The organism is Pseudomonas sp. Q1-7, from assembly GCF_028010285.1.
Taxonomy (GTDB): Bacteria; Pseudomonadota; Gammaproteobacteria; order Pseudomonadales; family Pseudomonadaceae; genus Metapseudomonas.
The window spans coordinates 4,995,159-5,014,778 of sequence record NZ_CP116304.1; the positions used below are offsets into that span (position 1 = coordinate 4,995,159).

The following is a 19,620-nucleotide window of genomic DNA, read 5'->3' on the forward strand; positions in this document are numbered from 1 at the left end:
AGGCAGGCGCTGAGACCTACCATCCATGCAAATTGAAGGGATGATAAATGAAGGAGCAGAGCGCAGGTGAAAGAGATCCACGCGCTCGTCAGACACGAGCATTGCCGCTAATCAAACAGCAGCCGACTATCCCTTGCTGGTGTCGAATCCGCGCTGGCGATTCCCGTAGGACTTCGTAGCTGCCTTGCACAGGTAGCTTGCACGGCGGAACAACTCCGGCAGTTCATCCAGCTTGCCGTCGGGGACGTTCTGGTAGATTCGATACGTGGCATTGTCGGTGATATGTACCAGCCCATCGACCTGATCGACCGAAAGCTGCAAGGCACTGGCCCAAGCTTCCTGCAGACGCGCAACGAGATTTCGCCTCGTAGATTGCACCCGACCCGGCCTGTGATAGGCATCATGATTGAGCAGGAATACCAGATGGTAGTGCGGCCTTCCCCCCGCTCCAACCTCCCTTGCCCAGGCATAGCGTACCCTGCAATTACGAGCATCCTTCTTTTGCTCACGCAGCTGACTGCGGTGGTATTCGATCTTGGCTCCGAAAGACTCGATGAACCTGCTGATGACCTTGTTGGTGTCAGCGTAGCCAGACGGATCGATGTCCTTCGGCAGGTTTAGATCCACCCGGAATGCCATGACCCTCGGATACTGGGTCAGTGCCCGCTGGATAACTCGCAGCAGGCGGGACAGGTACTCCTCTACGAATGGTCCCTTGTCGATCATCAGAGGTAGGCCACGGTAGGTAGGTCCGTACTGCAGACGAAGGTTGGTATTGCCTGGATGACGGCGCGGGCAGTGGCTGGTGGTATCGGGATGACTGAGCATGGTTATGACTCCTCAGGTTGGTGAGTTTCATAACCGTCTGGGTCATGTGTAATTTTTAAACCGTTACCGTGTACTGCTACCTGCCCCTCGACTGAATGAATACGCTGTGGTCAGGGCTTGCAGCTCATGCCTCAGCCCCCCTACGAACCCTACTCGATAGCTCAGGCAGCGCTCACACGGTGTCAGATAGCCAGAACCCTAGGGGTAGGAAGAGCGAGTAAAAGCATTAAAAGCATAATACCCGTGCCGCAATTGACGCTCTCGGCTACGCCGTGATCGTGGGATGTTTTCTCACGGCCACACCGTGAATTTATCCAGGGTGCCTACTCCGGTAATAAACCATCGAGCAACGGCCCTGACACAGCCATCAATCCAACCTCCGACCTCCCAACGAACCGAGCAATGAGGAGCAGTATTGCTCAGTTCGCTAGAGGCTCCCCACGGGAGTACATACCGCCCCACACGGCATAAGCGCCATGACCAGCCGTAGCCAGCCATGGCGCAGATGGTCAGTTCTAGCTGGCGACACTTAGGTGGCCGGTTGAGCGCACCGCAGCCCCCTCCTCCGCAAGGTCACGCTCCTCGATCCTTGCCAGGATCCAGTCATGCACCTCGCTATCTACCCAGCCGACGCAGCGGTCGCCCAGTGATACCGGCTTCGGGAAGGTGCCTTCCTTGATGTATTTGTAGATGGTCGACCGGGCCAGGCCGGTCGAGTCGATAACTTCTTTCAATCGAATGATCCTCATGAACGGGCTCCTCGTATTCGTTCAGAGGATCTGCAGGGGCGGTAAGAAATAACTCGAAGGCTCGGGCACCTACTCGGTTAGCAAGCCAAACTCATAGCGGTTCCACACATCCAGGTCAGCCTCGCTGTCGAACTCACGAAGAAATCCGCCAGGGACATCTTTGTACACAATGCAGCCTTTCTGATTCTCGGGAGCCGGGTAGACGATCAGGGAAACGATCATCAAGCTATCATTCCCCTCTTCTGACTCCGGCGCTGGTATCAGTCTAACCAACTGGGGCTGGTACCCCGGCCACGCCTTGCCATTGAGCTTCTGCTTCAAGTGCTCGGACCAGTCGAACGCCACCTCAAAAAAGTGATCGAGCACTTTGGGCCAGTAATAGCCAGCCTCGTTCTGCTCCGGCTTCCCGACCTTCAGTTGCGCTAACTCTCGACCGATCATGCCCGCCAGCGACGCAGGAACTTCGCCGTACCTTTCGCCCGGCCCTCCCCAGGTCAGGGACAGCAGATGCGACGTGTACCTGGCCAGCTTGTGATAAAGGACATCCAGCGCAGCAGGCCCCAGAGAGAGAAGAGCCCCTGCTACATCAAACGGCAGCCTGTTGGTCAACCTTTCGTTGCGGGATAGTCCATCTTCTGCATAAACCAACAAGGCGCAGCGGAGGCTCTGCTCACCTAGCTGCGGGTGATCGAGGTTCAGGTAGTAGGTACTGGGAACTCTGGCCCCAACGAAGAAGCCATTGGATACGCCTGGTACATGACCACGTATGAAGCCCAGGCTGACTAGCCGTACCACCTGATGTTTGAGCGCAAGCGGGTTCAAGCCCGTCATTGCGCGGAGCTTCGCCTCCCCCACTCCGGTCACAACCCCACACTGATCGGCAAAGGTTAAAAGGGCAGCAAAAAGCACTCTCGTGGCAGCCCCCAGGCGTCCACTGGCCCCAGGCGCTGCCGGCCGCCCGTCCTTGCGTACCTGTTGGCGCACAGCCTTTTCGCTCCTGGTATCTGTTTCAGGCCGAGGTCCCTCGGCATAAATTTCCGGCTCACTAAAGAGCCGCAGAACCAGGTCCCGATGAGCAAGCGTGCGCCTCCTTGGCCGGGCAAGCAGATCTAGGAGGTACTGCGACGCCTCATATTCCTGCCCCGGGCGCCCCACCTTGTCAGCCTGCTTTTTGGCCACCAACAGCCCAGCCTCGGCTAACTCCCGCGCTGCGTCTCTGACCAACCTATCCGTCAAGCAGAGGAGTCTCGCAGCCGGCTTGACCTTGAACGAGGCGGCCAAGAGTGCCTGCTCTCGGCATATCAGGGCTTGCAGGAAAAACCTGGACTCCGCACTAACCTCTAGGTCTTCATAAAAAGCTAAAAGACTAGCCATCGTACTCACCGAAAAACTGAAAATTTAGATCACGTTTTATACCCTATAAAATCAGTTTATTAATTTCATGTAACGTATCTGTTAACGAATCTTTTAATAACGCTGATAACATAATCGCTAACTTTTACAATAATTTTGATCAAGAGACCTACCACCAGGCCCTGTAACACCGTCCAGTAGTGGGGCGAGTGACCGCCCCTTGAATAGGGCGACGGGGAAGGAGACTCGAAAATGAGCGAGACCGAAACAGCACCAGGCTGGCTGAACGAGAAGGACAGAGGAGAGTGGCAATGGGCAGCAAGTTACCTATCGAGCCGGTGCTCTCCGTCACTGCAAGGCAAGATCAGCTTTCTTGCCGACAGTGGCTTCAGCCATCTGGTCAGATCGATCCATGCCCTCGAATCCGAGGCTGAAGGTGTAAAGCTCATCGAGCGATTGAGAAACGCCATCAGACAAAGGCGGTATCGATTAGCCAAAGGCGGCAGAAAGACCTGCTCCTTCACGCTCCCGCTCGAAACCAAGACCACACTCAAGAGCCTCGCCAAAGGGCACAAAACAACTGAAACAGCGCTGATTCAGCGCTTGATCGAAGTCGCCGCCCAGGCAGCCGCAGAACAGAAAGAGGTGATGCGTCGCGACGCTCAAATGGCCAAAGTCATACGCAATTCGCACAAGCTTACGCAGGAGCTGGGCAAAGTTCGGATTGATGAGACCAGAAAGCAGCTGCACCACTGCATGAAGCAGCTCGCGCGGTGGGAAACCTTTCTGAAAGAAGAACTGCCAGAGCTATCCCACGAAGACGAAGCAGCCGCAACAGCTCTTGCAGAACGCCGAATGCGTGTAGCCCAGGAGGCTATCGAAGCCGCCGTAGCCAAGCATGAGATGCTGAGCCCGAGGGCAGTCTGAGCGATTTTCGAGCCTGACACCTAAATGCCAAGCAATGGATCTTCTCAGCGCCCCGACATCCTGAGTTCAAATCCAGTCGCCCGGTATTCCAAATGGTATTCCAAATAAATATCAAACCGAGCTTTTATCATATTTTTCAGAAAGATAGGCTATCGTTTCAGATTACCCCGGCCCACCAAATAAGCCCCTGAAAAGCTTAGAGTTTTTCAGGGGTTTTTCTTTGGGTGTCGAAAAAGTGTCGAAAAGAGACCTCATCTGCACACCCAACCTAAGCCACAGTGCCTAGCACGGCGTCGCTGGCCCAAGCCGAACTGCATCAAGAAGATGATCAGGAGCTAGATGCGCATAGCGCATGGTCATGGCCAAAGTGGAGTGCCCCAGGATCTTCTGAAGGGTCACGATGTTTCCGCCGTTCTGGATAAAGTAGCGGACGGCGAGCAGCAGCGTCCGAATGCAGGCCACGAGGCGGACATTCATGCCGTCCACTCCTGCTCCAGGAGCCAAGTGCGGAGCATGGCGCTGTTGACCATGCGGCGCTTACCAAGCTTCACCGTGGGCAGCACGCCCTTCATGGCCCAGGCCCGGACAACGCCGTAAGCGACGCCATTGCGTTCGGCCCAGCTCTCGATGGTTTCAACGTCCTGTTGCGGGCCGATCAGCGCGCGAGGGTCTAGCTCTTCCAGTTCCATGGTCGTTCCGTCACTATTTGTCTCGTTGCAGCAGTCATAACGGCTGGATCAATGATAAATAATTTGTCATTTGCAGAAACCATACTGACAAATAATTTGTCAGCCAAATTGTTTGTCATCTCTGCATAGAGCTTTACTGGATGATCGAAGAACGGCTAAGGGCCCTGGTGCGCCACCTAGGCGCGGCCAAGCTAGCTAGCGTGACGCCGATTGAGCGCAGACGCTGGCAGACCGTGGCCACAAACCACGAGGTCAAAGCGCGCATTGAAGACATGGAAGAACTCCTGAAGGCGTTCCCCCAATACGACCTATGGCTTTGGAAAGGCGAAGTAGATCCCGCCCGGGGCCAGTTGTCCCCTGCGTATGAAGAAGCCAATTCAAACTTGCCCACTCCCAACGCGGGATAGCGATCACCACAGCAGTAGCTAAGCGCTGGTTCACCAGGAGGAGCCGCTAGGCGGCATTGGGGAAAGGGAGATCAGTAGTCAGTCATGGATCGACGTCTTATCTGGCGATTCAGCCGGAACCAACTCTTCCACGGCCATCATCCGCTTCGATGCGCAGATGGTGAGTTGCGAAGCGAATACCTAGATTACACCGGCCTTAATAGCGCTCCATCAGTCACGAGCAAATCTAGCAACTCGCGCTTAGAGGCGCCGATCTGGTTGCTAAACCCCATCAAATCACCTCGATGTTTAGCATCCTCGAAAGTACACCTATTACTTCCAGCTCAAAACCAATTAAAACAACCCAACACAAAAAAGTTGACAAGTCGACATGGAAAAGCTTAAGCAGATTCTCTCCCAAGAGGAGACAGTTATATTTGTTGGCTCAGGAGTCTCGATGTGGTCTGGCCTACCTTCGTGGACCCGCCTAGTCGAAGAGCTAGCATTAGAGCTAGACGCATCCGGAATGAATGCACAACTGGTGAGAGAAGAAGCTAAGCGAGGGGACCTTCTTCAAGCCGCAAGTTACGGCTTTTTCAATTTAACAAAACAACAAATCGGCGCATTCATCAGAAAGGCGTGTCGTACTGATAACGCAGAGCCGCACGCGATCCATAGAAAGCTAGTATCTCTTGGCCCTAGGTGTTTTATAACAACAAACTATGACAACCTGATAGAAAAAAGCCTTCAGAAATGGAAAAGCGATACGCCTTTCCGAACGGTTACTAATCGACAGCTAACTGAAACGGCTGAAATCATTCACGCGCGAGCATTGGATTTCGTATTTAAACCACATGGCGACGCCTACGACGTAGAAAGCATAATTCTGACACGAGAGCAGTATCGCCAACTACTGCCGAACGGCGAAAGACAAGCCGTCTTAGAGTCTGTAAAGATGCTCTTGGCAAGCCGACCAATACTTTACATCGGCTTTGGCCTAAGAGACCCCGATTTCCTGTATGTCAAGGACCTTCTGGCCAACACATACAAAGGCGGCGAAAGAGATCATTTCGCAATAATGCCGGACGTCTCCGAACAAGAAAAAGACTATTGGAGAAGAAACTACGGGGTCCATCTCCTTGAGTACGCCACGGAGATCACTGACGACGGCACCAGGAGCCACAAAAATCTAATCAACATCCTAGATGAACTTCTCGAAAGACCAATAAAACAAGAACTTTCAACAAACCAAGAAGCTGACGACTCAGCTTTCATTCTAGCGCTTACAAGATACTCTTCAGCACTTTCAAGGCACAATAAACTAGAGAAAGAATTTCAACTTAGAGTTAGCAGCGAATCAAGGAAAAGACGAACCCCGTATTATTCTTCAGAAACTCCAAGATACGACAACCTCGCCATCGAAAAGTTTCTAGAAGACGGCCCTGAACGCTCTATCATCACTGGGCTTCCAGGGGCCGGTAAGTCATATTCTCTGCGCCGAGCGGCATCACGTCTTGCTGAAAAACTCAGCGACGCGTGTATTGAGGACACTATAGACTTCAACCAGACAGCCATACCAATCTTTGCAGACTTAAAACTCTACAAAGGAAACTTAAGAGAATTAATAGAGCAGTCTTTACCAAAATCTCTACCCCTAAACAAAATTATACAAAACCACAACACTAAAATCTTCCTAGACTCTTTCAACGAAATCCCTCGAGAGTTTTTTGAGAGCTCTATCTACGAATCAGATTTTTCAAATTTTCTTGGAAGCTGCAACGCAAAAATTATAATAGGATCGAGAACAAGCGATGGGCTAGAAAAGCTGGGACTAGACGTCTACAGGCTTGACACTATTGACCAGAGAGATGTTGAGTCTGGACTTAGAGACTTAGGAATAGAAATAACAGGTAGATTTAGTAGCGAAGTTATACACCTCCTTCAAAGACCCTTTTACTTCCAATGCATTGCTAATGGCACTGCGAAACTCCAGGGGGAAGCACACCCGAGAGATTTCTATAAGTCTATTTTTGACAATTTAAGTGAAAAATTTAAAGATCGATTTGGATCAACATTAGACTTAGAAGAATCACTTTCCCTTGCAGCGTATCAATCGTTAAACAGAGGGGAAGAAGCATTTTCACTTTCTGTATTGCTAAAAACATTAGGCGCTAGTCTTGAGGCAATCGAAGAAACCAGCCTTAAAGCCATTGACGTAGCTAACTGGCTTGTCTCTCACTCCATTCTAATACCCTACTCAGGTGGTCGCGCGGCCTTTATACACCAATCAGTAACTGAGTATCTTGCCGCCAAAGAACTGGCAAGGCTCTACACCTTAAATCGCGGCATTTTAAGAGAAAAATTAGCGCTAGCAAGATGGGACCAAGCAATATATCTAACTCTAAGCCTATTGACAGAAGAAAAATCAGAACAGTTCTTTAAAGATATCATTTCTGCAGATCTCCCTCTTGCTCTTGGCTCAGCAAAATATGTGGAATTCAACCGCGACATTGTAGTAGAAAAACTCCTCGACACAATCATATCTCTTGCAGGCAAAGCACCAGGCCAGAACTACCTTCTTGACTCTTCTATTTCCGACAGCCTTCCAATAAGCATCTACCACGAGCCGCAACTCAAGAAAATCATGAGCTTTGGTAATGTCATAGGCGGGGCGGCGGCAGCTCGTTTACTTGAAATTAAAGGGCAATCATTAAAACAAGAAATGCTAGAGCTTCTATTCGAAAGAAGAAGCGACTTCAACTTCTGCTCATATCTCTCAAGAGCGATTACCAACATCGCTCAAGAAGACGACATAAAGTGGGCTCTTAATAAGATTGATGAAATCAATAAGAACCCAACGGAAGTTGACGACGATGAAGACTCAGACCATTTCAACATGGTCGTTTCAAGCATTCTCTCCAGCACAAACATAGAATCCATTAGGACCGTATACAACTCCTACCTCAAAGAAAAAGGAACGGTACCAGAGCACCTCGTATCCGCTATCTGCGGCGCACTTGAAGACGCAAATTCGAATGCAGCCTTAGAACTTTCCGCCGAGCTACTACTTGCAGGAAGTCAAAGGGCAATCATTACAACTTACTTCATTACTAGATGGCACGACGATGATGAAAAATTATCGCTCGAACACATCACACAGAAGCACATTGACAAAATAATCGACTCAATAAATGAATCAACCAGTGCATGGGGATATGAATGGTCAATATCTCTTCTAAAAACTCTTTGCGAAAATTGCCAACGACTTGCTGACTACACAAAAACAAAAGCGAACACCAACTCAACCTGCTTAAATTCCGCACTCTTATACTGCTCAACTCCCGAGGCAGATTCACACATTATTGACCAGCTAGAAAAGTTACTTAGTAGTCCGGAAGCCTTTGAGAATGATCAATACTTCTATCTGCTACCAAAAATAGACCTGAATTGGTCGGGTAGAGATAAAGTCTTCTCAGACCTGTTGCAAACCCAAAGTCCAGATTTTTTATACGAAATTATGGGCAGCGGCGTTCCAGTGCGCATTAATGGGCTAGGAACAATTAGCATTGGCTCCGCAGTTAATTGGCTAGAAAAGCTAGCTTCAATAGAAGAGAGTGCTGATAGCTTTCTGGTCGACAAGTTTGCGTCTCTTATCTCACGACACCTAAGCAGTGACGACCTTCACGAGTACATCACTGAATTCAATAGCAAGAAATCAGTCCATCGCCCCTTACTATCGCGCCACATCCTTCCCTACTTCCAAGACATATCTACAGATTCATTTGGAGAGGACTCGATACGTTATCTTCTTGAGTCTCTCGAAAAATCCAAGCTGGGATTAGCCTACCGAGATCACTTACTAGGAATTTCTGCAACAGAACAGTTTGTAAGTGAACGACTACTACCCTTGCTCACGGACGCACCAGAACCGCTCAATAACAATATAAGAACAATCCTCGTACAAGCTGGCAAACGACACGGAAAAAGATATTTAATCGGCTAACTCATACTTATAACAAAAAAAGGGGGCAGATCTATTTTCTGCCCCCTAAATTCATACTTCAAAAACGCAAAGTAGCCTCACCATATAGCCGACGTGTCGACTTATGTTGTTTCACTTAGATGAATAACAGTACCTCCACCACTACTTTTTGGCTTGGGCTTGGGCTTGGGCTTGGGCTTGGGCTTGGGCTTGGGCTTGGGCTTGGGCTAAAAATTTGAGTGATTCCATCATCGTGTCAATAACTTCGTCCAAGTCCGGAACACTGAAATCATCATGAAGTCTTGAAGTCTTTCTTAAGACCTTCCTACACTTGATGCGCTCAAGAATTCCGCAGTTCTTTGCCAACAAGACAATATCATCATCAAGCATATCGGCTATCTCATTTAGAGACTCACCTTTCTGACTACGAGACAATGACAAAAGCAAGTCCTTAACAGGACCACTGGATACACCGGGGATAATCTCTCTTTCCAATTTCTCCGCATACTCCATTGTATGAGAAGCGACTTGCTGAATTCTTTCCTTACCCTTTAGTTGATAGGCGAGAATTGGCCTTTCACACGCCAATTGCTTCAATGCTTGCTCACAGTCAACCAGAAGTCGCTCATCAATTTTCATCTGAATAGAACCAACTATTTTTGAGAAATGAGCATGGATTGCTGCCTCAACTAGCGTTTTAACACTGGGTTCCATTGCTGAAAACCCTCTCGCCTCTAGGGATTTTTCCGCCTGAGACATAAAAGCCCTATAAACCCTTTCCGGGTCTATTAGAGTGGTGTTTATTGAGTATCTGATCTCCATCAAATAGTAGAGAACAAGGCGAGCACTTCTCTTAAGCTCAACACGAGCTTTAAGAACATACCCAATAGCGCTTATAAGGGCAGAAAAACCAACCCCGACAAACCCAATAATTGCAGCCATAACTTCCGCATTCACTTATAGACCTCCTCTGTCCAAATGTATTTTTTAGCTATGCGCATCGCTTACCGTAGCAAAAAATTCACGCGTATCATCGGGTATATCTCCGAGGGCTTCCAACATATAGATTAGCTGGTAAGCTTTGTCGGAATAGTAAATAAGCACTGGAGCAAAACTTCCCCCTCTCAGCCTGGAGTAATGTTCAAGAAAACTTCTGAGCCGAGAAATCAAATATTTAATTTCTCGAACTGATGCTTCAACGACGGTTCCAGGCGTATTACCGATGCGTACAAATTCCTGGAAAGCCCCAGGCGAACCACCCACAGTTGCAAAGCGCTCTGCCTCTGCAGCCATTTGAGCAATAGTGACTACCTGCGGCGCTCCTGGTGGAGAAATAACAGTCTGCAATAAACTTGAAAGACGCTGATCGATATCCCTGGTAACGTGTAAAAGCTCATCACCCACACGGTCTGAAATCAGGCTTTCAAATTCTCTTCTGGCAATCTCCGTCTGTTCAGATAGTTGCCTCGCTGCAAGCCTCGCTTCACGTTGTTGAACACTTATAGACCAAAGCGCCGAAAGAAATGCGGCAAGAGCAAACGTGGGATTCAGTATCCCGCCAAAGTAGTCGCCGAATTGCCCCCAAATTGCAGGATCCGGCGATCGAGTTGTACCGAACGAAGAGATGTAAGTTATAGCTACTCCGCCAATTGCCAAAGCGGCCGTAATTGCGGCAATGATTAGGTTACGCAGATTCATACAAAGTAGAGTTCCAGCTCAGCAGTCGATGGTGATCGGCTTATAGTGAAGGACGAAAGCGAACTCTCATAGACCCCGCTGGAAATGGAACCCTGCGGCACGACACGGATGACAAAACCCTAACGGGTGTCGAAAATGTGTCGAATACACAGCGACACATAGAGACGAGACAAAACCTTAATAGGTCGAGTTATCGTGGCTTTGCACCACTTTGCAACCTACTGCGCCGTACCTGAAACGGGTTCAAATCCCTGTGTTGCGGTTGCGAGGCGCTGCTGTGATAAGGTTCTGGGCAAACATCAACCGCCCCCATCAGGGTGTGACATCGCAGAAAGGTAGGATGGAGCAAGCCCACGAATTCCGGGGCTTTCAAAAGGGGAAAAGGGATTGGTCACCGTCCCCCCCGGCTCCACCAAAATCCAAGACTAAGCCCCTGATTTTCCTAGCGAAATTCAGGGGCTTTTTCGTTTCTGCCTTGATGTGTCGAAGAAGTGTCGAACTCAGCCGTGGCGCTCATCAAGGTCCGCGAAGTTGCTGATCTTCACAGCACCGTCAGGAAAGCGGGCGATCACCTCAAGCTGTCCGCCCGTTGCCTCGATGTGGCTGCGCAGGGTGGAGATGTACATGTCCGTGCGTTTCTCCATCTTGGCGATGGCCGGCTGCTGCACATGTAGCACCTCGGACAACATCTTCTGCGACAAGCCACGCGCTTGGTTACTCGATGGAGATCCACTCCAAGGCACGACGGAGGGATGTGATGCAGGGGGTAACCCTGTCATGAGTTCGTCAACTCAGAAAAATAACGGTCGATCCTTAACCTGCTCCTTGAGATGAGAAATGAAACTTCTCACAGCCGGAGAAAGATTCTCTCGCGAGGGATATACCGCAAAAATTCCAATGGGCGGCTCTACGCTCCAATCGGGCAAGGCTTCAATCAGACGACCTGCTTTCAAATCCTCCGCGACATGCCAGTCCGCGAGCATCGCAAACCCGTGTCCATCAATCGCCATATGCCTGACCACTTCTCCCATAGTGGCCGAAAAGCCACCTCGCACACGCACTGTGCGCTGCTCTGTTGCCTTTGCGAATACCCAACGGTCCTGGCCCGCGATGGTCAGTGCATTACGAGCTTTCAATTCTTCGGGGCAAGAGGGCATACCGTGAAGCCGCCAGTATTCCGGAGACGCACACACCAGGCGCCTGCAGGGTGAAACGAGCTGTGCAATCAGCGTCGAGTCTTCCAACGCACCATATCGGATAGCGAGGTCTACACCCTCTGCGACCAGGTCAACCATCCGGTCGGTCAAGTCGAGCTCTACTGAAACGTCCGGATAGCGACACATGTAGCTGCTCACCACTCCGGACAAGTAACTGCCGGCAAATGTGGCCGATGAAGTAATGCGAATTCGACCTGCGACGCCAGAACTCTCCGAAAGCGCACGTTGCGCAGCATCGACGCTTTTGATGATGCCCACCACGTGCTGGTGAAATTGCTCACCGTAAGTGGTCGGGCTCAGGTGCCGAGTGGTGCGATTAAACAAGCGCTGGCCTATTCGATCTTCAAGACTTAGAAGCCGTTTACTACCACCTGCAGGAGTAATGCCCAAGGTTTCGGCCGCGGCGCGTATCGAGCGAGTCGCGTAAACCTCAACGAAGAAGCGGAGCTCATCGATAGAGTCAAACATGGATTGACAACCTTTGAGACCGAAAGAAGCAACTATTGTCGCCTATTCGTTCCAACTACTCGATGATAATTTTCGTTGACCGTCAATCAAATTGGGGAGCAATGATGAAAGCCATCGTCATCAACCATCATGGAGACTCTCAAGTCTTCGAAGACCTGGAAGTGCCTGATGCTCAAGCCCGACCTGGACACGTCGTGATCGATGTCCAGGCCACAAGCGTCAATCCCGTCGACACTAAGATCCGTCAGGGCAGTGAAGGTACTGCGGGTCTGACATTCCCAGCGATCCTACACATGGATGTCGCAGGCACCATCAGCGCTGTCGGCGAAGGCGTCACGGGCTTCAAGATCGGGGATGCCGTATATGGCTGTGCTGGCGGTGTTGTGGGCATCCCTGGAGCGCTCGCCGAGCAAATGGAAGCCGACGCGGATCTCATCGCGCTCAAACCCGAATCCCTGTCATTTGCTGAAGCTGCCGCCCTGCCCTTAGTCTCCATCACCGCTTGGGAAGCATTGGTCGACCGTGCCTCGATCAAGCCCATCGACGAAGTCCTGATTCACGGCGGGACAGGTGGTGTCGGGCATATCGCCATTCAGTTGGCGAAGGCTATGGGCGCCCGAGTGAGCACCACGGTTTCGACCGATGAAAAAGCTGCTATCGCCAAGAAGTTGGGGGCCGACGAGGTTGCCCTCTATACCAGCGAAACACCTGACCAGTACCGCGAGCGCATCACCGGCGGCAAAGGGTTTGACACCGTTTTCGACACCTTCGGTGGTGAGGTTCTACAAAACTCGCTCAAAGCTGCAAAGCTCAAGGGACACGTCATTTCGATCATTGGATATGACACCTATGACCTGACAGACATGCATTTCAAAGGCCTTAAGCTCGACTTGGTCTTCATGCCGATACAGATCATTCACAACGTGAACCGGCAACATCATGGGGACATTCTGAGAAGGGTTTCAGCACTCGTCGATAGAGGTTTTATTCGACCACTGATTGACCAACGCTACCCGTTCACACGTGAAGGGGCCGGCGCTGCCCATGATCGACTCGAGTCTTCCAAAGCAATCGGCAAAATCGTCATCGCCCGGTAGTTCGAGTTCACGCTTTCTCACCTTAAAGGCTGTCATACGATGAACAATGATTCGCAAACTCCAACCCTGCTCTATCTCGTCGCCACATTGAAAGCCGCCAAAGGGTCGGAAGACAAATTGTTGAACGCTCTCAAAGCATTGGTCCCACTGTCCAGGCAAGAGCCAGGGTGCGTTCGATACGATTTGCATGTGGACCGCGAAGATCCGTCCGTGCTGATCGTTTACGAAATCTGGCGCGATGAGGATGCTTTGAACGAACATGCATCTTCGCCACATTTCCAACATTTCTTGAAGATTGCGAACCCGCTGTTGTCCACACCACTAGAAGTCAGGGTGCTTAACCTGGTTGTCTAAGCGGGAGCTGTCGCTTGCCACCGTTGCTATGTGCCTCCCCCAGCTGCCGGTATTAGGTGCTGTCGAGCACCAGTGTGCACAACGGCAAACGACAGGGTCTGACGCACGCTGTACAACCGAACGGACTACATCGAGCGCAGACGTCCAGTCGTCCGTCCCAGCCAAGAGCTCGGGGATCGCCAAAGAGTGGGCGACCGATCCGGTCATCTCGCGTTTCAACCCCTGGCGCTCGGGCACCTGGAACCCGCACGAACTCGACATGGCTGCTCAAAGCCGGGGAGAGCAGCCGCTCCGCTTTCGTCCGGTCTAAACCCTGCTGGCCAAGCACCAGTTCGTCCAGGCGTGCGACGGCCGCGGCAGTTCCAGAAGCCCGTGCGTCGCCCCTTGCCGCCGACCGCATGCCATCACGCTCGCGAATGAACAGCGGGGCCTGGAGCGGGTCGCGCCGTTGACCAGGGCGTTGGACAGCGCGGGCTGAGTCATGCCCAGCCGCTCCGCGGCGCGGGTGACGTTGGGCTCTTCCAGAATCGTGAGGAAAACGGGTAGCCGGTTCAGCTCATGGCGCATCCAGTCATATCGTCAAGGATATAACTTAAATCCGACAAATAAATTGGATGAATCTTCTTGCGGCGCGCAATCTGGCCTCGTTGATGAGTTACCGGCCCTGCCTTCCGACAGAACGCCCTACCCCCCCCTTGCGCTAATACTGGAGCCGCCATGTCTACCGAAGCCCTTTTCCAACCCACCCGCCTTGGCGCCATCGACGTCCGCAACCGGATCGCCATGGCACCGCTGACCCGCTCGCGCGCCGACATGGACGGCGTGCAGACCCCGTTGGCCGTCGACTACTACGGGCAACGCGCCTCGGCAGGCCTGATCATCACCGAGGCCACCAATATTTCCCGTGAGGCGCGTGGCTACGCCTACACCCCCGGCATCTACACCGACGCCCATGTGAAAGCGTGGAAGCCCGTGACCGAAGCAGTGCATGCCGCCGGTGGCCGCATCGTGGTCCAGCTCTGGCACGTGGGCCGCATGTCCCACGTCAGCCTGCAGGAGGGTGGCGCCGCACCCGTGGCACCTTCCGCGATTCCGGCTGGCGGCAACGTTTTCACCGAAGCTGGCCATGTGACCCCGTCGGCGCCGCGAGCCCTGGAGACCGAGGAGATCGCACGCATCCTTGAGGACTACCGCCATGCCGCACGCCTGGCCAAGGAGGCGGGATTCGATGGCGTGGAGGTCCACGCAGCCAACGGCTACCTGCTGGAGCAGTTCCTTCGCGACAGCACCAACAAGCGCACCGACCAATATGGCGGCTCGATCGAAAACCGTGCCCGCTTCCCCCTGGAAGTCGTGGCGGCGGTGGCTGAAATCTGGGGCGCGGATCGCGTCGGGCTGCGGCTGTCCCCCCTCTCCACCGCGATCGGCGACACGCCGCTGGACAGCACCCCCATGGAGACTCACGGCTACCTGGCACGCCGTCTCGGCGAGATGGGCCTGGCCTACCTGCACGTTGTCGAAGGCCAGCTGCACGGCGGCAACGGTGCCGACGAGTTCGATGTGCAGGCCCTGCGCGAAGCCTTCGGTGGCGCCTACATGGCCAACAACGGCTACGACCGCGAGCGGGCGCTGAACGCCACGACCTCGGGGCACGCGGACATGGTCGCCTTTGGCAAGCCCTTCATCGGCAACCCCGACCTCGTCGAGCGTCTGCAGCTGCAGACCCCGCTGTACGAAGCACCGGTGGAAACCTTCTTCGGCGGCGGTGCCGAGGGCTACACCCAGCTCGCTCGCGGGTGACCTCGCGACGGCTATCGAACAGCACGCCCAAGCAGAGCCGGGGTGCATCAACGCCCCACCGGCTCCGCACAAATCCTGTGCTCCACGAAACAGCACCGAACCTTCCGGATATCCTGAAATGCCTATTACCCCCATCGTCCAGGAGCGAATCGACGCCTGGAACGCCGCGACCATCGACTTCGGCCCGCTCCTGCGCGGCGAGCCCGGCTCCTGGGCCGACGCCCGGGCCCAATACCTGACAGCCCTTACGGTCCACCCCACGCCCGCAGGCGTGAGCGTGGAGGAGATCGAGATGGGCGGCGTGCCCGCCACCCTGGTTACCCCCGAGCGGGTCGAGGATGATCGGGTCCTGCTCTACATACACGGCGGCGGCTATGTGGCGGGAAGCCCCGCGGGTTACCACGGCATCGCCGGCAACTACGCCAAGCTGTTGAACGCCAGGGTCTACATGCCCGACTACCGGCTGGCGCCCGAGCACCCGTTCCCGGCCGCCATCGATGACACGCTGGCCGCCTACAAGTGGCTTCTGGACCAGGGCATACCCGCTCGGTCGATCGCCTTCTCTGGCGATTCCGCGGGCGGGGCCATGGTGGTGACGGTCATGGTCGCGGCACGCAACGCCGGCCTGCCACTGCCCGCCGCCGGTGTGGCGCTCTCGCCCTGGGCCAACCTGGAACACAGCGGCTCGTCGATGACCACCCGCGACGGCATCGACCCCACCGTGAATCTGACTGGGCTCAACCTGATGGCCAGGGCCTTCCTGGACGGCGCCCTGCGCAACGACCCCGCCGCATCCCCCGTATTCGCCGACGTGCGGGACCTTCCGCCCATCGCGATCCACATCGGCGAAAGCGAAGTGATGCTCAGCGACGCGATGCGCCTGGCCACGCACCTGGCCGAGAACCGTGTGCGGGTGACCCTGGAAGTGTGGCCACGCATGTTCCACGTCTGGCACTTGTTCGCTGCCGTCCTGCCCGAGGGACAACGCGCACTGGAGAACGCGGCGGCCTTCCTCGAGGAAGCCTGGCAAGCCTGACCGCGCGCCGGGCCGCCGTTCGACGGCATCCTCCCCGCATGAGCGGAAACGCCCTGGAAGGCCTTCGCCTCTCCAGGGCTTTTTTCCTTGTCGAGAACGCCTCAACCAGGGCGGTTGACGCCCGCCACTGACCTGTCCGGGCCACGAAGTGCTCGCCGTTGCTACTCCACGCTTTCGTAGGGCAGGCCGACGTAGTTTTCGGCGATGTTCACCAGGCCGGCGGGGGAGTTGAGGAAGTACTCGCGGTCGGCGGCCTGCATCTTCTGGTCCCAGGCGTCTTTCTGGCCGTCGAAGTCGTGCAGCAGGTTGGTCATGAACCAACTGAAGCGCTCGCCCTTCCACACCCGGCGCAGGGCCAGTTCCGAGTATTTTTCCAGCAGGTCGGTGCGGCCTTCGCGATACACCTTGACCAGGATGCGGTACAGGTAGCAGACGTCGGAGGCGGCCAGGTTCAGGCCCTTGGCGCCGGTGGGCGGCACGATGTGGGCGGCGTCGCCCACCAGGAACAACTTGCCGTATTGCATGGGCTCCACCACGAAGCTGCGCAGGGGCGCGATGCTCTTTTCCAGGGAGGGGCCGGTGACCAGGTACTTGGCCACGTCCTGGGGCAGGCGCGCCTTGAGTTCGGCCCAGAAGCGCTCGTCGGACCAGTCTTCCACCTTGTCGGTCAGCGGCACTTGCAGGTAGTAGCGGCTGCGGGTGCGCGAGCGCTGGCTGCACAGGGAGAAGCCGCGCGCGTGATGGGCGTAGATCAGTTCGTCGTGAACCGGTGGGGTGTCGGCGAGCAGGCCCAGCCAGCCGAACGGGTAGACCCGCTCGTATTCGGTCAGCACGCCGGCCGGGATGCTCTTGCGCGAGACGCCGTGGAAGCCGTCGCAGCCGGCGATGTAGTCACAGTCGATGCGCACCCGTTCGCCGTCCTTCTCGAAGGTGACGTGGGGCCGCTCGCCCTTGAGCTGGTGCAGTTCGACATTGGCGGCGGAATAGATGATCGGTGCACCGCTGGCGGCGCGGGCGTCCATCAGGTCGCGGGTGACTTCGGTCTGGCCGTAGACCATCACGCGCTTGCCGCCGGTGAGTTCGGCCAGGTTGATGGGGACGCGCTTGCCGTCGACCACCAGTTCGACGCCCTGGTGCACCAGGCCCTCGGCCTCCATGCGCGCGCTGACGCCGGCCTCGCGGAGCAGGTCGACGGTGCCTTGCTCCAGCACCCCGGCGCGAATCCGGCCGAGTACGTAGTCGGGGGTCTGGCGCTCGATGATGAGGGTGTCGATGCCGGCCTTGTGCAGCAGTTGGCCAAGCAGCAGGCCGGAGGGGCCTGCGCCGATGATGGCGACCTGAGTGTTCATTGTTGTTATCTCGTATGGGGTTTACGGCCGGTGGACAGGCAGCGGCCGCAAACGGGTGGGTTTTGGCTCTCCTGCATTTTTGCTGACAGAAGTCGAAAAAGAAGGTCAGAATCCCGCCAGGAATTGCACTTTTGAAAACTGCGTCCGATTACCGGACGCCTTCGAACAACCCCATGCCCCCCGCGCGCAGCCCATGAAGACCAGCATTCCCGGCGTTCCCGTGTTCAAGCTCTATGGCGAGAACCAGGCGTGGCCGACCCCCGACCTGCTGCATTGCGAGTCCATTCCCAAGCGCAGCAGCCTGCACCATTGGGAAATCAAGCCGCATCGCCATGCCGACCTGTTCCAGTTGCTCTATGTGCAGCGCGGCCAGGCGGTGGTGGAGGTGGAAGGCCGGCGCAGTGAAATCCGCGAACCGGCGATCCAGGTCACGCCGCCGCTGTGCGTCCACGGATTCCGCTTCTCCGAGAATATCGAGGGCCATGTGCTGAGCCTGGGCGCGCCGCTGGTGGAGCAGTTGGAGGCGCAGTTGGGCGCGCCGCTCGCGGTGCTGGCGTCGTCGGGTTGCTACCCGGTGGGGGACGACCGCCGCTACATCAACACGCTGTTCAGCGCCCTGATCAAGGAGTACGAAGGCAGCGCGCCGGCCCGCGATCTGGTGCTGGGCTCGCTGGTGAATGTGCTCATGGTCTGGATCAGCCGGCGCAGCCAGCAGAACACGCCCCCCGGCAGCCGCGACGAACGCAACCGGCAATTGCTGGGCCGTTTCATCAAGCTGGTGGAGCAGCATTATCGCGAGCACCTGACGGTGGAGACCTTCGCCCACCGGCTGGACCTGTCCAGCGTCCACCTGAACAACCTGTGCCGTCAGTTGGCCGGGCAGAGCGCGCTGCAGATCATCCACCAGCGCCTGCTGCTGGAGGCCCGGCGCAGCCTTATCTACACCAACATGACCGTCGCCCAGGTGTCCGACAGCCTGGGGTTCACCGACCCCACCTATTTCTCGCGTTTCTTCCGCCGCCTCAGCGGCCAGTCGCCCAACGCCTTCCGCCGCGCCGACGCCCAGGGGCGGTAACGACTCGTAGGATGGTGGAGAGCGCAGCGAAACCCATCAAGTGGTGGGCGGATTCGATGGAATCTCGCGAGGCCGCGTCGGCTTCTTTGGGGAATCGGTGGGGAAGGAGGCGGCCGGTTCCTGGCCGGGAGGGATGGGTGACGTCCTTGTCGCTTGATTTCATTGTGCCACCGTTTCTTCGCGCAATACCACCCTTCAGAACAGGCCGTATCGGCCATTGGCTGGCCGCTGAGAAGCTGCGTGCGTTCTCATTGCTGCGTTAACAACGGCCTGCTGGCCGTGACGGGAATGCCGGAAGGTCTCGGCATCGTCCAGGGTGGTGTCGAACAGCGGATCGTCCGGGTCGCGTTCCAGTTCCAGGTCGATGCAGTCGGGGTCGATCAGCCAGCGCGGAATGTCCGGGCGGGGATTACCGTTGTATCCGCGGGTTTCGCTTCTTCGTTCACTGCTCATGCTGAACCTCGTGGGTCGCCATGGGTGATACCCATTGGAGTCGGCGGGAGGCCCCGGCGTTCAGGTTCGATCGTCGCCGGGCCGCCCCCTGAATAAGAAAGCGGGGCCGGTGTGAGGGCACCGGCCCCGGTGGGCGAAGCGGGGATGCGAGCAGGATCG

17 protein-coding genes and 2 pseudogenes are annotated in these 19,620 nt (G+C 55.1%); 7 read left to right on the forward strand and 12 right to left on the reverse strand.

Translation table 11 applies throughout. From position 1 onward, the window contains the following. Window positions 1-126: 126 nt before the first annotated feature. From PJW05_RS23145 to PJW05_RS23155, 3 genes are all read right to left on the reverse strand, one after another. Window positions 127-828, reverse strand: a complete 702-nt coding sequence (locus PJW05_RS23145) for an inovirus Gp2 family protein (protein ID WP_271409273.1) — start codon at window positions 826-828, stop codon at window positions 127-129. A 515-nt stretch (window positions 829-1,343) separates the two neighbouring features. Next, window positions 1,344-1,577, reverse strand: a complete 234-nt coding sequence (locus PJW05_RS23150) for a helix-turn-helix transcriptional regulator (protein ID WP_271409274.1) — start codon at window positions 1,575-1,577, stop codon at window positions 1,344-1,346. A gap of 69 nt (window positions 1,578-1,646) precedes the next feature. After that, a complete protein-coding gene (locus tag PJW05_RS23155) occupies window positions 1,647-2,561 on the reverse strand; it encodes a hypothetical protein (protein WP_271409275.1) in 915 nt (304 codons plus the stop codon). A gap of 621 nt (window positions 2,562-3,182) precedes the next feature. On the opposite strand from PJW05_RS23155, the gene PJW05_RS23160 reads away from it, so the two are divergent. Continuing rightward, on the forward strand, window positions 3,183-3,857 hold the full coding sequence (locus tag PJW05_RS23160; RefSeq protein ID WP_271409276.1) for a hypothetical protein: 675 nt from the start codon (window positions 3,183-3,185) through the stop codon (window positions 3,855-3,857). A 282-nt stretch (window positions 3,858-4,139) separates the two neighbouring features. Here the strand turns inward: PJW05_RS23160 and PJW05_RS23165 are convergent. Next, a pseudogene (locus PJW05_RS23165) lies at window positions 4,140-4,283 on the reverse strand (tyrosine-type recombinase/integrase); the annotation flags it as partial. A 47-nt stretch (window positions 4,284-4,330) separates the two neighbouring features. Continuing rightward, window positions 4,331-4,546: a DNA-binding protein gene (locus PJW05_RS23170; protein WP_120649747.1), complete on the reverse strand. Its 216-nt coding sequence runs from the start codon at window positions 4,544-4,546 to the stop codon at window positions 4,331-4,333. 777 nt (window positions 4,547-5,323) lie between these two features. On the opposite strand from PJW05_RS23170, the gene PJW05_RS23175 reads away from it, so the two are divergent. Further along, window positions 5,324-8,935, forward strand: coding sequence for an SIR2 family protein (locus tag PJW05_RS23175; RefSeq protein WP_271409277.1), 3,612 nt, complete (start codon window positions 5,324-5,326; stop codon window positions 8,933-8,935). A gap of 141 nt (window positions 8,936-9,076) precedes the next feature. Here the strand turns inward: PJW05_RS23175 and PJW05_RS23180 are convergent, their stop codons facing one another. The 4 genes and pseudogenes from PJW05_RS23180 to PJW05_RS23195 form a co-directional block, all read right to left on the reverse strand. Next, the gene (locus tag PJW05_RS23180; protein ID WP_271409278.1) at window positions 9,077-9,871 is read right to left on the reverse strand and encodes a hypothetical protein; all 795 of its coding nucleotides are present in this window, start codon (window positions 9,869-9,871) and stop codon (window positions 9,077-9,079) included. A 30-nt stretch (window positions 9,872-9,901) separates the two neighbouring features. Continuing rightward, window positions 9,902-10,612, reverse strand: coding sequence for a hypothetical protein (locus tag PJW05_RS23185; protein ID WP_271409279.1), 711 nt, complete (start codon window positions 10,610-10,612; stop codon window positions 9,902-9,904). A 500-nt stretch (window positions 10,613-11,112) separates the two neighbouring features. Then, a pseudogene (locus PJW05_RS23190) lies at window positions 11,113-11,325 on the reverse strand (XRE family transcriptional regulator); the annotation flags it as partial. Window positions 11,326-11,403: 78 nt separating this feature from the next. Next, window positions 11,404-12,297: a LysR family transcriptional regulator gene (locus PJW05_RS23195; RefSeq protein WP_271409280.1), complete on the reverse strand. Its 894-nt coding sequence runs from the start codon at window positions 12,295-12,297 to the stop codon at window positions 11,404-11,406. Between the two features lie 104 nt (window positions 12,298-12,401). On the opposite strand from PJW05_RS23195, the gene PJW05_RS23200 reads away from it, so the two are divergent. Together PJW05_RS23200 and PJW05_RS23205 are read left to right on the forward strand one after the other, a co-directional pair. After that, on the forward strand, window positions 12,402-13,394 hold the full coding sequence (locus PJW05_RS23200; protein WP_271409281.1) for a zinc-dependent alcohol dehydrogenase family protein: 993 nt from the start codon (window positions 12,402-12,404) through the stop codon (window positions 13,392-13,394). Window positions 13,395-13,433: 39 nt separating this feature from the next. Beyond that, window positions 13,434-13,748 (forward strand): putative quinol monooxygenase, encoded by a 315-nt coding sequence (locus tag PJW05_RS23205; protein WP_271409282.1) that lies wholly within the window; start codon window positions 13,434-13,436, stop codon window positions 13,746-13,748. Between the two features lie 306 nt (window positions 13,749-14,054). On the opposite strand, the gene PJW05_RS23210 is transcribed toward PJW05_RS23205, so the two are convergent. Next, complete coding sequence (locus PJW05_RS23210) at window positions 14,055-14,315, reverse strand: LysR family transcriptional regulator (RefSeq protein ID WP_271409283.1); 261 nt, start codon at window positions 14,313-14,315, stop codon at window positions 14,055-14,057. A 150-nt stretch (window positions 14,316-14,465) separates the two neighbouring features. Here PJW05_RS23210 and PJW05_RS23215 point away from each other — a divergent pair, with 150 nt between their 5' ends. After that, the gene (locus PJW05_RS23215) at window positions 14,466-15,548 is read left to right on the forward strand and encodes an alkene reductase (RefSeq protein WP_271409284.1); all 1,083 of its coding nucleotides are present in this window, start codon (window positions 14,466-14,468) and stop codon (window positions 15,546-15,548) included. A gap of 118 nt (window positions 15,549-15,666) precedes the next feature. Then, entirely contained in the window at window positions 15,667-16,584 is a 918-nt protein-coding gene (locus PJW05_RS23220; RefSeq protein ID WP_271409285.1) for an alpha/beta hydrolase, read from the forward strand. A gap of 161 nt (window positions 16,585-16,745) precedes the next feature. On the opposite strand, the gene pobA is transcribed toward PJW05_RS23220, so the two are convergent. Continuing rightward, window positions 16,746-17,933, reverse strand: coding sequence for a 4-hydroxybenzoate 3-monooxygenase (gene pobA, locus PJW05_RS23225; RefSeq protein WP_271409286.1), 1,188 nt, complete (start codon window positions 17,931-17,933; stop codon window positions 16,746-16,748). A gap of 193 nt (window positions 17,934-18,126) precedes the next feature. Between pobA and PJW05_RS23230 the strand changes: the two genes are divergently transcribed. Continuing rightward, window positions 18,127-19,008, forward strand: a complete 882-nt coding sequence (locus PJW05_RS23230; protein WP_271409287.1) for a helix-turn-helix domain-containing protein — start codon at window positions 18,127-18,129, stop codon at window positions 19,006-19,008. A gap of 195 nt (window positions 19,009-19,203) precedes the next feature. Here PJW05_RS23230 and PJW05_RS23235 read toward each other — a convergent pair whose 3' ends face one another. Next, window positions 19,204-19,461 (reverse strand): hypothetical protein, encoded by a 258-nt coding sequence (locus tag PJW05_RS23235; protein WP_271409288.1) that lies wholly within the window; start codon window positions 19,459-19,461, stop codon window positions 19,204-19,206. Between the last annotated feature and the right edge of the window lie 159 nt (window positions 19,462-19,620).

Bases quoted from the DNA above. Each gene is read 5' to 3' on its own strand.
- PJW05_RS23145 (WP_271409273.1), bottom strand. From the start codon at position 828: ATGCTCAGTCATCCCGATACCACCAGCCACTGCCCGCGCCGTCATCCA.
- PJW05_RS23150 (WP_271409274.1), bottom strand. From the start codon at position 1,577: ATGAGGATCATTCGATTGAAAGAAGTTATCGACTCGACCGGCCTGGCC.
- PJW05_RS23160 (WP_271409276.1), top strand. From the start codon at position 3,183: ATGAGCGAGACCGAAACAGCACCAGGCTGGCTGAACGAGAAGGACAGA.
- PJW05_RS23170 (WP_120649747.1), bottom strand. From the start codon at position 4,546: ATGGAACTGGAAGAGCTAGACCCTCGCGCGCTGATCGGCCCGCAACAG.
- PJW05_RS23175 (WP_271409277.1), top strand. From the start codon at position 5,324: ATGGAAAAGCTTAAGCAGATTCTCTCCCAAGAGGAGACAGTTATATTT.
- PJW05_RS23185 (WP_271409279.1), bottom strand. From the start codon at position 10,612: ATGAATCTGCGTAACCTAATCATTGCCGCAATTACGGCCGCTTTGGCA.
- PJW05_RS23195 (WP_271409280.1), bottom strand. From the start codon at position 12,297: ATGTTTGACTCTATCGATGAGCTCCGCTTCTTCGTTGAGGTTTACGCG.
- PJW05_RS23200 (WP_271409281.1), top strand. From the start codon at position 12,402: ATGAAAGCCATCGTCATCAACCATCATGGAGACTCTCAAGTCTTCGAA.
- PJW05_RS23205 (WP_271409282.1), top strand. From the start codon at position 13,434: ATGAACAATGATTCGCAAACTCCAACCCTGCTCTATCTCGTCGCCACA.
- PJW05_RS23210 (WP_271409283.1), bottom strand. From the start codon at position 14,315: ATGCGCCATGAGCTGAACCGGCTACCCGTTTTCCTCACGATTCTGGAA.
- PJW05_RS23215 (WP_271409284.1), top strand. From the start codon at position 14,466: ATGTCTACCGAAGCCCTTTTCCAACCCACCCGCCTTGGCGCCATCGAC.
- PJW05_RS23220 (WP_271409285.1), top strand. From the start codon at position 15,667: ATGCCTATTACCCCCATCGTCCAGGAGCGAATCGACGCCTGGAACGCC.
- pobA (WP_271409286.1), bottom strand. From the start codon at position 17,933: ATGAACACTCAGGTCGCCATCATCGGCGCAGGCCCCTCCGGCCTGCTG.
- PJW05_RS23230 (WP_271409287.1), top strand. From the start codon at position 18,127: ATGAAGACCAGCATTCCCGGCGTTCCCGTGTTCAAGCTCTATGGCGAG.
- PJW05_RS23235 (WP_271409288.1), bottom strand. From the start codon at position 19,461: ATGAGCAGTGAACGAAGAAGCGAAACCCGCGGATACAACGGTAATCCC.